Below are 12,598 nucleotides of genomic sequence, written 5' to 3' on the forward strand. Positions count from 1 at the left end.
CGTAAGTTTTCAGTAAGTGAGCGGCTGCAACAGTCAACACGCTTTCCACCCAACGTTGACTGAAGGGCCTCTGGTCTTTGGAGACTTCGCGCATGATTTATCGACTCCTGCACCGGTGGCGCTGGCTTGGCGCCTGGACCCTGGTCAACCTGCTGCTTACCTGGATGATCTCGCTGCGCTATGTCGGCTATATCCAGCCCGAGGGGGCCGAGCAGTGGGGCTACCTGCTGATGGTTTTCCTCGGCCATCTCTCGCTGCTGGTATGGCTGGGAGCTTTGCCGATGTTCCTGCTGGCCACGCTGTTGCGCGGCATCGGACTATGGCTGATGACCACCCTATGGGCGAGTGGCCTGCAGCTGTTGCTGCTGCTTGATACCTTCGTCTACGCTCAGTATCGCTTCCACCTGAGCGGCTTCATCCTCGACCTGCTGCTCAACGCCGGGGGAGACGTGTTCAGCTTCTCATGGGTCGCCTGGGTACTGGCCGTCGGTGGCGTGCTGGGTATGTTGACAGTGCAGGGTGGTCTCGGTCTGCTGTTCAAACGACGTCCTCCTTCACGGCCTGTGGGCGCAATGCTGGTAGTGAGCTTGTTGGCCCTGCTGGGGGTTCACGGTTGGCATGCCTGGGCGGATGCCCACTACGACCGCGACATCACCGGCATGACTCGTCATGTGCCGGTCTTTTATCCGGCCACTGCCAAGCGCTTCTTCGTCAAGCAAGGGTGGGTCGACCCCCAGGCGGTACGCGATCGGGTAGATCTCGAGGCGACGGAGGGAACGGCACAGGATCTGGTCTACCCCTCCGCGCCGCTGAGCTGCTCGCCGTCGGCGTCTTCCGACAACCTGCTGCTGGTGCTGCTGGATGCTCTGCGTCACGACATGCTTACACCTGAAGTGATGCCGAATCTTTACCGGTACGCCAATCAACCCGGTTGGTTCAGGGCGCGTGAGCATATCAGTGGCGGCAACTCCACCAAGGCCGGCGTCTTCAGCCTATTCTATGGCCTGCCAGTCACCTACTGGGATGCATTTACTGCCAGCCAGACGCCTCCGGTGCTGATGGAGCGATTAGAGGCTGCCGATTACCGCTTTCAGGTTCTCTCTTCGGCGACGTTGGTGAGCCCTGCCTTTGACCGTAACGTTTTTGCCGGTCTCAAGGATGTCTCGCTGGAGCCAGCAAAGGGCGAGCCCTGGGAGCGCGACCAGCAGATCACCGATGCTTGGCTAGCCTGGATGGACAAAGAAGATGCAAAGTCAGGTGAGCGGCCGTTCTTTGGTTTCCTGTTCTATGACGCCGTGCATGGCTACAGCCATCCGCCAGACTTTCCGCGGTTCACGCCCTATTGGGAGCATATCAACCACATGAGCCTGGGGCCTGACTTTGATCCCGAGCCTTACTGGAACCGCTATCGCACGGCAGCGCGCTATGTGGATCAGCAATTGGGACGTGTACTCGATGACCTGGAGCGCCGTGGGCGGCTTGAGGATACTGCGATAGTGATTACTGCCGACCACGGAGAGTCCTTCAACGAACATGGCAAGAACTACTGGGGACATGGCAGCAACTACACGCCGGAGCAGGTTCAGGTTCCGCTGGTGATGCATTTGCCGGGACGATCCGGTGGGGCGCTGGAGCGGCGAACGCACCACGCCGATATCGCACCGACGCTGCTCGAGGAACTGCTCGACTGTGAATCGGCTCCTCAACATTACACCCTGGGGCAAAGCCTGTTGGACGCCGAACCCCATCGCGACTGGATGCTTTCGGGCAGCTACATGGGTTATGGCATCCTGATGCCCGACTACCAGGTGGCCGTGCATCCCACAGGGGCCTTCGAGGTCTATGACTACCGCATGAACGAACTCGACGATATCAAGCTCCAGCCCCGGGTGTCGAACGAGGTACTCAGGGCGCTGTCGAGGTTCTATCGCTAAGACACCAAGGATGGTGCATTGCCGGCTTTCATGATCTTATCCCGCGAGCTTGGTATTGATTCCTTGAAAGAGGGTTGTTGGCCGTATTTGCGCTTAATAGCAAACTAGCGCTTGTAGGAAAGCATCTACTAGAAGCGCTCAAGAGATGGCGCAATGAATACGATGAACAGCGCCAGAAGGCCAAGTATCCCGAAGGCATAGTGCAGCGTGACAAAGTGGGCGGTAAAGCCAATCAACGGCGGCCCGAGAAGCATGCCGCCATAGCCCAAGGTCGCCACACTGGCGATAGCAACGCCGGGGGGTGTGTCGGGATCGTTCGCTGCCCGCGAAAAGGCCAAGGGCATGATGAGTGCGTAGCCGATACCGAGGAAGAAAAAGCCAAGCAGCGCTGCCATGAAATTGGCGGGAAGCACGGCAAGCAGTACGCCAAGGGCGGCCGAACACCCGGCGAAGCGTGCAGCGGTCGCCGGGCCTAACCGGGAAATTACGCCGCCCCCGATCAAACGCATGATGACCATTGCCAGCGAGAATACCGCGTAGCCTATGGCTCCCTGGGCTGTGGTCGCCGAGGTGACGGTGACCAGAAACAGAGCACTCCAATCGGCAATGGCGCCTTCGCCCAGAGAGGCGCAAAGGGCGATGATGCCGACCCAAAGTAGCACCCCATGGGGTAACGGAAAGCGCTTCGCACCCGCCGCGCGCGGCCTCGTTTCAGACTGCCAGCCGATGCTCCCCAGCAAAATCGTGCTTACGTACATTGTGATGCCGATGAGCGAAAAGTGCGTAAGCAGCGACAGATCCAGGCTGACTGCCATATAGCCCGCAGCGGCGCCGACTCCCGCCCCCAAACTCCACATGGCGTGAAACGATGACATGACCGGCTTTGCGATGAAACGCTCCGCCTCGCCGGCCCAACTGTTCATGGTGACATCCATGGCACCATGGCCGGCACCGAAGAGAAACAGTGCAGCAGCCGTCAACCAGAGATTGAAAGCGCAAGCGATCATCACTAAGGCAAGGGTATAGGCGACCGCAATGGCGAGTGTCGCGCGCGCGGCGCCAAAAGTATCCGACGCCCTGCCAGCCAGCGGAAACGAAATCAGAGCGCCGGAAGCAAGCACGAGCAGCAGTAGGCCGAGCCAGCCGCCATCCAGGTTGTGGTGCTCCGCCACCGTGGGAATGCGCGAAGCCCAGGTACCGAACAGGCCACCGTTGAGAAAGAACATGGCGGCGACAGCGAGCCAGACGCGTCGAGGACTAGGCATGCACAACCTCCATGGCTGAGCTACCAAACTCCTTCACTTCTACCGCCTCTGCATCAGTGATCAGGCAATCAATATCTTCGATAGCGACTGCTCTATGCCGTGCGCGTCGTCCAATTTTCTCACGAGAGGCCAGCACCAGGGTGCTCTTCGCCGCCCGGGACATGGCGTGTTTGAGGTACGCTTCCTGCAGGTCGTCAGCGCTGAGTCCAAATTCGGCATCCAGACCGCAGGCGCCGAGTATGGCGATATCCGCATAGAGGTTGGCAGCGGCAAGTAGCGCAGTATCACCGACATTGACCCCGCCGCGCACGCCCAACTGCCCCCCCAGCATAAAGACCTCGACGCCATTTTTTTGGCAGGCCACCGCGACCCAAGGGGAGGGCGTCATTACCAGCAGCCCCGATTTTGGCTGTAGTCTCTCGGCGAGCGCGAGTACCGTGGCGCCGCCATCAAGCAGTAGGGTATCGGCGTGGTTAATGAAGTTCGAAGCCCGGGCGGCAATGGCATCAATGGCCTGTGACGGGGCCTCAACCCGATACTGCAAGGGAGGTGAAGCTGGCGCAGTTGCAACCGCGCCGCCTCGAACCCGTTGTGCTTTGCCTTGCTGTTCAAGTGCAATGATGTCTCGGCGAATGGTGTCCAGCGACACTTCGAACTCAACCGCAAGGTCTTGCGCGATCAGTTGTTCGCCGTTGGCAAGCCTGGCCAATAACTGCTGCTGCCGGGTTTCGGGAACGTTAAGCATTATATCTCCTATACGTTATTTTGCATTTTTATGCAGGTTTGTGCATTTTTTAGCATGTTTTGTGCATGAGATGCTAGAGGCTCGAATAGCATTATTTGCTGCGAGTAGGACAGGCAGCCGCCCGCAATCGATAACGGCAGGAGAAGGGGGAGATGGTCAGGCAGCAAGCCAGACACTTTTAGTTGCGGCGATATTGAGAAAGTGGAATAGCAAAAGTATCTTGGCGGCTACCAGGTTGCAGGGTTGAGACGTTCGCAAATCCCTTCATCTACAACCTTTTTGGCATAGTGTTACTATATAACAGTAATCTATTTCTCAAATACTCCGAACGTCCTGGGTGGGCAGTAACAGCAAGATCCCGAGACAGACGATGGCGGTCACCTGGAACACACCTGTCATTTTCCAAAGGTCTGCTCCCACCCCGGCGAGGGAAGGCGATACCAGTTGACCTGCGGAAATAAGAAAGAAGGTTAGCCCAAAACCTAGAGAGGGGGCTTCAGGAAAGCAATAGACACTCCAAATGCCGTATAGCGCGGTGATTAATATGAACGTGGCGCCAAACACCACTGCCGATATGGTGAGCATCAGCATGCCTTCACTCGCAACGGTAAGTGAGGCTATTGAGGTAGCAATGGCCAGCGTTGCCCATTTCAATATCCTAGCCAACCCAAAACGAGTTACCAGGTCGCCGGCCAATCCACCCGCCACACCGGCAATGCCGACAATCATCCAAAAGATCACGCTGCTTGTTTCAGAAAGGCGATTGTTTCCTGCGATCAATTCAACAGAAAACGTCCAGTAAACGGAGGTTACCAGCCCAAATAACAGCGCGCCCAGTAGTAAGCGACGCACCAATTTATCCTTCAATTTGCGTCTCAGCAGCATCAGCATGGGCTCCTGGCAAGCAGGCAACCTATCTGAGTGTTCTTCAAGGGAGGATGTATGGTGAGCAGTGCCGCGCGTAGAGCCCGGCATTATCAACAGGTTCCATAGCGTGGCTGTCAGCGCGATAAACGCAAAACACAGCCAAGCCAGTTGCCAGCGAGAGCCGGCAATGAGTGCCAGGGGGCCAGATACCATTACCCCAAAACTGGTGCCTGAATTAATGATGGCGTAGTAGCGACTCCGTTTGTCAGCGCGGCACAGTTGCTTGATGGCATCGGAAAGCGGTGGATAGGCCAGCCCTGGACTACAGCCGGCAAGTGTCACCCCCAGTGCTAACCACAGCGGGTTGCCTGCCAGTGCGACTAACAGCATACCCAGCGTCGCCGTCATCCCCCCCAATATAATCGGCAGGCGGGGACTAAAACGGCGCACCAGTATTGGGCTGACCAGCGTTGCCAGTAGATACCCCAAATAGGAGGCACTACCGATCGCGCCCACTTTTGCTTGGTCTAAATTAAAATCGTCTCTTATGGCAGGCACAAACAGGCCATAGGTATAGCGTGACAGTCCGTAAGTAGAAGCCACAATCAAGAGACCAGTGCCGATAACATTAAAGGGGGAGTTTCGCTCGAGTAAGCTGGGCAGGTACCTGCTCATGGCGCACGATACTGAGCAAGCATTTTGATGGAAGCCTTCAATGCAGCCTCAATAGGCCAATCCTGCATAAAATTCTGCGCTTGTATAATGGCGCCATCAAAAAGCGAATAGATAACCGTCACTAACTCTTCGAATTCACTAGGCTTCATCACGGCCCGATATTCATTCAGCACATAATTGGCGATAAGTTGTCGTACGCGATTCTTGTGATCACGCACGACGGCTCTAATCGGGCTTTCCTCATTGCTGAACTCACCGGCCATATTGATAAACCCACAACCACGATAACCTTCTTCGCGGATCTGGTCGTACCACATGCTATACATAGCGGCGATACGCCTATCGGCCGATGCATGCTGGGCAATTTGCTCCTTAAGCTGGCGTATCCAAACTTCTTCGCGTTGCTTTAGCCAGGCGATAGCGAGGGTCTCTTTGCTCGGGAAATGGCTATAAAAGCTGGCCTTAGCGACGCCGGACTCACTAATAATCTGATTGATGCCCGTCGAGCAATAGCCCTGACGGAAAAACAATCGGCTAGCGGCCTCAATAATACGCTCGCGTGGCCGGGAGGCCGGCAATGGATTCATCATCATTGTAAAAATCTCTGAACAGACAGGTCTGTCTATTAATATGGGCAGCCATCCTCAATGCGTCAAGCGCTAAAGGGATCCGATAGTTAGGCGTATGCGTTGATAGCCTGTCTTATCAATGGCTTGGTTATACGCTCTCACGGATGGAAGGAGTATTCCCAAGATCTACCCGCGGCATAAATACATGACCAGATCTTTACTTCAAATCACATAAGCTCTAACAGTGCTCCGGCGGACGGCGATAGGCGCTTGGGGAGATACCGACTTTGTGGCGGAATACCTGCGAGAAGTGGCTAGGGTTCGAATAACCAACCTCCATCCCGATATCGATGATGCTACGGTCGGTGTGCAACAGCAGTTGACGCGCGCGGCCCATGCGCAGACGGATGAAGTATTGTGACGGCGACAGCCCCATCGCCTGCTTAAACAGCCGACTGAAATGGTATTCGCTCAACTGCGCCGCATCAGCCAAGTCCGCCAGGGAGAAGGCTTCGGCCAAGCGCTGGTTCATACGGTCGATGACACGGCGCAGTTTGTAGGCCTGCAGCGCGTTGTTACGCCTACCCGTGATCTTTGGGGCGCGATAAGTGCGGACAAGATGAACAGCCAGTGCCTGGGCAAGACTGCTGACGAAAAGTGAGCTGGGCTCGCGCCTATCGACCAGCTCCCGGCGCATTTGTTCGAGCAACATCCGCACCAGATCATCTTGTCCGGCGGAGATGTCTAGAAAGCTGATCGGGGTGGCCTGGCTGCCCAGTAAGTGACGGTATGCTTTATCGACCAGCGAATGAGCGAGATACAGATGCATCACTTCGAAAGTGTTGCCTTCTCTGGCCTGCCAGCGCATCTCATACGGTGATGCAGTGCTGGTGAGGTAGAAATCCCCCGCCTGTACCTGCGCCATTTCCCAATCACCGTCCAAAGAGCGTTCCTCGACGATGGCGGAACCGGACAGCACCATCACCAAGAGCGGCTCGGCTACGGCTGGAACCAGCAGCGGTTCCGTGATGCTGTGATGCGTGAATAGTTGCAGTACCACTTCCTGTAACTCAGCTCGCTGCGGCAGTGCCAGATGCTCGCTCGGCATACATTCCAACATGGCCTCTGCTGGGATTCGCAGTGGATCCCCAGGAGAAACGATAGGCTCGGGCTTAGTCACGAAGATCTATCCATCAGCGATCCACTTGAGTGTGAGCGTCAATCGACAGCTTAGCGCAAAACTGCGATAGCCGGCGCAAGTCTCCTAAAGCCGCTTCCACCTGCCTGCGCGATAGTCACTCCGTCATCAACGAAAGCTCCCCTTTGGGGGCTGGCCGGCGAATACCTCGCTTGGCCCCGATTTGGAGAAAAACCATGACTGACAGCATAAACGTTGTCCCGCAGGAAGTTGAAGGCAAGGTCGCGCTGGTAACGGGCGCTGCCAGCGGTATCGGCAAAGCCATTGCTCTGCTGCTGAATGCACGTGGCGCTAAGGTCATCGCTGAGGATATCAACCCCTTTGTCGGAGAACTGGCCCGGCCGGGGCTGGTGCCTCTAGTGGCCGACATCACCCAAGACGGTGCCGCTGAGTCGGCAGTGGCTCTGGCGGTGGAGCAGTTCGGCCGACTCGATATTCTGGTGAACAACGCTGGTATCATCATTAACAAGCTGGTGCAGGACATGACGCGGGAAGACTGGGAGCGTATTCAGGCCGTGAACGCGACGGCGGCGTTTCTGCATTGCCGCGAAGCCGTGAAAGCGATGAAGCCGAACAAGTCCGGCGCGATCGTCAATATCGCCTCTTATGCCTCTTACTTTGCCTTCCCGGCCATTGCGGCATACACCGCATCGAAGGGCGCTCTAGCCCAGTTGACCCGCACGCTGGCGCTTGAAGTCATCGAGCACGGTATCCGTGTGAACGCCGTCGGGGTGGGCGATGTCGTTACCAATATCCTCAACGATGTCATGGAAGACGGCCCTGGCTTTCTGGCCCAACACGGTAAGGGCGCACCCATTGGTCGTGCGGCACAACCGGAAGAGATCGCTGAAGTGGTCGCCTTCCTAGCGTCAGAGCGCGCGAGCTTCATGGTCGGCTCTTTCGTCATGGCCGACGGCGGCATGACCGTCATGGCAGGCTGAGGGAGGCGCCCCACCTCGTAGCCACTTGAGCCAACACATCATGGCTCAGTGGCGAGCAACCCACCCTGGATCAGCGAGGCAAACGTTTTTGCCGCGTCTGCCTCGCTGCAGTGGCCGCGCACCCTCGCCGCCGTGAGTGCATCTCCCGCGCCAATCAGGCCAACGCAGCGTCGTTCGAGTTCGGCATCGGTCAGTTCGCAGTATGGCTAACACCACGGCGAACAGTTGGGCGTAGCCCTGCTGCGATTTCCTTCGATACGTCGTTAATAAAAGGCAGACGCCCGTTTCAGAGCTTGCCGTCCGCGATCAATTCGCGGGTGCGTTTGAGCGTCGATAGCAAGGCGGCCTTGTAGCCCTTGTCGCTGTCGAACTGGGCCTGTTCGGCCTGCTCCTCAGTGCCGCCCGGCTCTTTGCCGCGCAGGCCGAGGTAGCAGTAAAAGCGAAGCTGGAGCGCCCCCGCCTCGTCCTCGAACAGTTCGTTGATGATGGCGCCTTCTCGGGGCCCCGTGGCCTGGAAGAAGGTGACCTTGCTTTCCGGCTTCAGGGTAATGATCTCGCGCAGATTGGTGCCGGCGATGGTGGCTTCTCGCACGAAGTGCGTCGCGCTTTCCTCTACGACGTCGCAGCGGGTGCATAGGCCTTCGGGCAAGAATAGGCGGGCGTCGCGGGCCTTGAGCACCAGGCCTTGCCAGGCCAGCGTGCGGGTCAGAGTGGTTTCCCCTGCCGGGTTCACCGGGACAGTAGCGGTCGAGTAGATCATGGTGAGTTTCCTTATATTGATTGGGAGTGCGCTGCCGTCAGACTGAGGCCGCGACCTGGGTGGCGAATTCGCGATAAGAGTGAAGGGGGCGACCCAGAAGGGCAGTCAGCCGGTCAACGTCACCGGTATCGGGGAGCATCCCCTCGGTGATGAAACGCTCACTCATCAGGCGCATGTCGTAAGCCATCCAACTCGGCATGTGCTGCAATAGGTTCTGTTCGAACGCGGCGGTATCCTCACCCGGATAGGCGATGGGGCGACCAAGTACATCAGTCCAAATAGCGGCAATGTCCTGACCGGTTAGTGTGTCGGGGCCAACGAGATTGATTCGCTTGATCGGTAGCGGTACGGCTGACTGTTCGCGGCGCAGGAGCTCGAGGGCGGCGACCTCGCCGATGTCACGCGTGTCGACCATCGCAAGGCCCTTACTGCCGATCGGCATTGGGTAAATGCCGTACCCGGTGATTACCTCCTTGATGGTCAGATCGTTCTCGATGAAGTAAGCGGGTCGCAGGATGGTGGCGTTAAAGCCCATCTGCTCTATCATGCGCTCCACACCATACTTGCCGGCAAAGTGCGGCACATTGACGTACAGATCGCTGTGGATGACCGAGAGGTAGACAATTCGCTCAATGCCGGCCTCACGGGCGAGATTAAGCGCGATCAGCGCCTGGGTGTACTCGTCGGGCACCACCGCGTTGAGCAAAAAGAGCGTCGAGATGCCGGAGAAGGCATTGCGTAGCGAGTCCACGTCGAGCAGATCACCCTGGACGACGCCAACACTCGCCGGAAAGTTGGCTTTCGAGGTATCGCGGACGAGCACGTGGACATCGGCATCGCGCTTGATGAGTTGTTCGACAACGTGGCGACCGACAGTGCCGGTTGCGCCGGTAACGAGAATGGTCATGATGATTTCCTTGGGTTGCGGGTTGTTGACTGATACTGGTTTGGGCGTGAAGACGTCACGCGGCGTTGAAATGGTCGACGATGTTGTTCAAGCAGACCTTCATGTATCCCTTCCACTGGGTGCCTACGAAAAGCCTGAGCGGAATCGCCGCCAGACCGTTTCTTGCGTGAAACGTATAGGCCCACTTAGCTTGCGTTCCGCCTTCCAAGGCCACGAACCACCACTGGCCGCATGCATGCGACATCAGGTGCTTCAACGAAAAGCTCGGGTCGCTGACGCGGTAGGCGAAAAAGTCTGGGCGGTCGTAATGCGTGAGGCCTTCGCGCACGGTACTGCCATCGAGAAGGTGTACGGTGCGTGTCGAGCCGGGCCGGTTCCAGGGGCCAGAAATGTCCGAAGTCGACGCCACACCTGGCACGAGCCCATAACCCGTGAGGATCTTAGGCAGTACGTCCTGTGCAGCAACGAAGTCGAAAACGTCTTTGATTTCGCCAGGAATAAAGCACTCTAGCGTGACGGCGATTCCCGGCCGTGCGGCGCGATGGGCAGCAGGGTCACCACTATTCCCATCCGAATGGTTATCGCGCGACTCGTCGGCCAGGGAAGTCAGGATTAGTGTCTTAGTGCTTTTCATAAGAACTCCTTTGGTTCGGGTTGCGTATGACCGAACAATAGGTGGTTTCATATTCAAAACAAAGACGCTAAGTTAGAGACAGTTCGTATCAAATTTGAGACATCATGGATCTAAACGCTCTGAATGATTTCCAACTGGTGGCCGTCCACGGCGGTTTTGGACGTGCAAGCCGGGCCAGCGGCAGATCCAAGGCAACCCTGTCGCGCCGGGTGGCTGAGCTGGAAGAAAGCCTAGGCGTTCGACTCTTCGAACGAAGTGACCGCAGCCTCGAGCTGACCGAGGCTGGCCAACTGCTGCTCGCACGAATTGAGGGGCCAATGCGTGAGGTGGCTGAAGCAGTAGCGGCGGCGCGAGATGGCCTTGATACCCCGAGAGGAAGGCTGCGCGTAGCGGCACCGTTGTTGTTTTCGCAGGTGGCGCTCGGGCGACTGGCTGCCGCCTTCCAGGCGATCCATCCCGACGTGCAGATAGAAGCGGTGGCCGAAGACCGGCTTGCCGATCTCGTCGAAGAGCATTTCGATGTCGCCATCCGCATCAATCCGCACAAGGACAGCATGCTGGTGGGCAGGTGTTTTGCCCGAGACAGACTTGTCTTGGTGGCAGCTCCCTCGGTTCAGCTACCAAAGCAGAGCGGGGATGAGCCGCTCCACATTCCGGCGATCGTCATGCCGACGTATCGAGAAGGTGAGGTCTGGTTCGTCCAGGATGGCCAACTAACCGTCGAACCACGGCCTGTCTTACGGCTGTCCTCGCTCCTGACGGTTCGAGATGCCGCTGTGGCGGGTGCAGGAGCGGCCATGCTGCCGCAATCCATCATCGGAGGCCTGTTGGAAAGAGGCGAGCTGGTGTCGTGGGGCGCCGCCGGCAATGAAGTTGAGCTTTGGGTTCTGCATACGTCCCGACGTTTGCAGAGCCCCAAAGTCCGGGCCTTTGTGGAGTTCATCTGCCACTATTACCCCAATGGATCATTTGTCGTTCAGGAATAGTCTCTGGGCGCGGTGGGCCAATCACTGCATGAGTCGCTGGGACGCGGGCATCAATGCCTTTCGCCAGCGCCTCCGTCTGTCATGATGACCACTCTCGCTATGAGGGCCGGCATGACAACGATTGCGCTCGGCTAGGGCATTGATCCATGCTTTCGCGCGCCGATGGCCTTTGCCGTGATCGGCGGGCTGATGAATTCGAGGCTGCTGAGCCTGCTTGTCATTTCGATGGGGGGTAAAGGGAGCGCAGTAAACCATTAGGCGCTTGGGGCGATGCTGACTTTGTGTCGGAATACCTGCGAGAAGTGGCTAGGATTCGAATAACCAACCTCCATTCCGATATCAATGGTGCTACGGTCGGTGTGCAACAGCAGATGACGCGCGCGATCCATGCGCAGACGGATGAAGTATTGCGATGGCGACAGCCCCGTCGCCTTCTTAAACAGCCGACTGAAATGGTATTCGCTCAACTGTGCCGTATCAACCAAGTCCGACAGGGAGAAGGCTTCGGCCAGGCGCTGGTTCATAGAGTCGATGACGCGACGTAGTTTGTAAGCTTGCAGCGCGTTGTTAAGTCTGCACGTGACCTTTGGATCGCGGTAAGTCCGGATAAGATGAACGGCCAATGCCTGGGCAAGACTGCTGACGAAAAATGAACTGGGCTCGCACCGTGCGACTAGTTCCCGCCACATCTGCTCGAGCAGCATCCGCACCAAGTCATCTTGTTCGCCGGAAATGTCGAGAAAACTGATCGGGCCGATCTGGCTGCCCAGCAGATGGCGGGATGCGTGGTCGATCAGCGAATGGGTGAGATACAGATGCATCACTTCGAAAGTGTCGCCTTCTCTGGCCTGCCAGCGCATCTCATACGGTAATGCAGTGCTGGTCAGAAAGAAGTCCCCCGCCTGCACCTGCGCCAACGAAGGGCGCGTCCATTGGCCGCGCGGCACAACCGGAAGAGATTGCCGAAGTGGCCGCCTTCCTGGCGTCGGAGCGCGCGAGCTTCATGGTCGGCTCTGTCGTCATGGCCGACGGAGGCATGACCGTCACTGCAGGCTGAGTGAGGGTATGCCGTAATTGGCGAGCTGATGACTTCCTCCGAAGCACCTGCTCGTCATCC

At 57.5% G+C, this 12,598-nt stretch carries 13 protein-coding genes; 4 read left to right on the top strand and 9 right to left on the bottom strand.

Translation table 11 applies throughout. The annotated features are described in order from the left end of the window. Positions 1-92 precede the first annotated feature (92 nt). Entirely contained in the window at positions 93-1,934 is a 1,842-nt protein-coding gene (locus SR894_RS03635) for a DUF3413 domain-containing protein (protein ID WP_133733041.1), read from the top strand. A gap of 128 nt (positions 1,935-2,062) precedes the next feature. Here SR894_RS03635 and SR894_RS03640 read toward each other — a convergent pair whose 3' ends face one another. The 5 genes from SR894_RS03640 to SR894_RS03660 form a co-directional block, all read right to left on the bottom strand. Then, the gene (locus tag SR894_RS03640; protein WP_133733042.1) at positions 2,063-3,199 is read right to left on the bottom strand and encodes an MFS transporter; all 1,137 of its coding nucleotides are present in this window, start codon (positions 3,197-3,199) and stop codon (positions 2,063-2,065) included. After that, complete coding sequence (locus tag SR894_RS03645; protein WP_133733043.1) at positions 3,192-3,944, bottom strand: DeoR/GlpR family DNA-binding transcription regulator; 753 nt, start codon at positions 3,942-3,944, stop codon at positions 3,192-3,194. The genes SR894_RS03640 and SR894_RS03645 overlap by 8 nt, the downstream gene beginning before the upstream one ends. Before the next feature lie 315 nt (positions 3,945-4,259). Continuing rightward, positions 4,260-5,486 (bottom strand): MFS transporter, encoded by a 1,227-nt coding sequence (locus tag SR894_RS03650; protein WP_223287860.1) that lies wholly within the window; start codon positions 5,484-5,486, stop codon positions 4,260-4,262. Next, complete coding sequence (locus SR894_RS03655; RefSeq protein ID WP_133733045.1) at positions 5,483-6,079, bottom strand: TetR/AcrR family transcriptional regulator; 597 nt, start codon at positions 6,077-6,079, stop codon at positions 5,483-5,485. Before SR894_RS03655 ends, SR894_RS03650 begins: the two co-directional genes overlap by 4 nt. A gap of 214 nt (positions 6,080-6,293) precedes the next feature. Then, the gene (locus SR894_RS03660) at positions 6,294-7,175 is read right to left on the bottom strand and encodes an AraC family transcriptional regulator (protein ID WP_133733046.1); all 882 of its coding nucleotides are present in this window, start codon (positions 7,173-7,175) and stop codon (positions 6,294-6,296) included. A 254-nt stretch (positions 7,176-7,429) separates the two neighbouring features. Here SR894_RS03660 and SR894_RS03665 point away from each other — a divergent pair, with 254 nt between their 5' ends. Further along, on the top strand, positions 7,430-8,194 hold the full coding sequence (locus tag SR894_RS03665; protein WP_133733047.1) for an SDR family NAD(P)-dependent oxidoreductase: 765 nt from the start codon (positions 7,430-7,432) through the stop codon (positions 8,192-8,194). 286 nt (positions 8,195-8,480) lie between these two features. Here SR894_RS03665 and SR894_RS03670 read toward each other — a convergent pair whose 3' ends face one another. The 3 genes from SR894_RS03670 to SR894_RS03680 are packed head-to-tail and all read right to left on the bottom strand — an operon-like array spanning position 8,481 to position 10,495. Then, positions 8,481-8,954 carry an SRPBCC family protein gene (locus SR894_RS03670; protein ID WP_133733048.1) on the bottom strand — a complete coding sequence of 158 codons (474 nt, stop codon included), beginning with the start codon at positions 8,952-8,954 and terminating at the stop codon, positions 8,481-8,483. A gap of 37 nt (positions 8,955-8,991) precedes the next feature. Further along, positions 8,992-9,861 (bottom strand): SDR family oxidoreductase, encoded by an 870-nt coding sequence (locus SR894_RS03675; protein ID WP_133733049.1) that lies wholly within the window; start codon positions 9,859-9,861, stop codon positions 8,992-8,994. 55 nt (positions 9,862-9,916) lie between these two features. Further along, positions 9,917-10,495 (bottom strand): SRPBCC family protein, encoded by a 579-nt coding sequence (locus SR894_RS03680; RefSeq protein ID WP_133733050.1) that lies wholly within the window; start codon positions 10,493-10,495, stop codon positions 9,917-9,919. A gap of 104 nt (positions 10,496-10,599) precedes the next feature. On the opposite strand from SR894_RS03680, the gene SR894_RS03685 reads away from it, so the two are divergent. Next, the gene (locus SR894_RS03685; RefSeq protein WP_133733051.1) at positions 10,600-11,481 is read left to right on the top strand and encodes a LysR family transcriptional regulator; all 882 of its coding nucleotides are present in this window, start codon (positions 10,600-10,602) and stop codon (positions 11,479-11,481) included. A gap of 254 nt (positions 11,482-11,735) precedes the next feature. Here SR894_RS03685 and SR894_RS03690 read toward each other — a convergent pair whose 3' ends face one another. Beyond that, entirely contained in the window at positions 11,736-12,389 is a 654-nt protein-coding gene (locus SR894_RS03690) for an AraC family transcriptional regulator (RefSeq protein ID WP_244286594.1), read from the bottom strand. Between SR894_RS03690 and SR894_RS03695 the strand changes: the two genes are divergently transcribed. Continuing rightward, positions 12,353-12,538 carry an SDR family oxidoreductase gene (locus tag SR894_RS03695; RefSeq protein ID WP_275951290.1) on the top strand — a complete coding sequence of 62 codons (186 nt, stop codon included), beginning with the start codon at positions 12,353-12,355 and terminating at the stop codon, positions 12,536-12,538. The two genes, SR894_RS03690 and SR894_RS03695, sit on opposite strands and share 37 nt — an antisense overlap. Positions 12,539-12,598: the final 60 nt, after the last annotated feature.

Source organism: Vreelandella neptunia (assembly GCF_034479615.1).
In the GTDB taxonomy this organism is placed as follows: domain Bacteria; phylum Pseudomonadota; class Gammaproteobacteria; order Pseudomonadales; family Halomonadaceae; genus Vreelandella; species Vreelandella neptunia.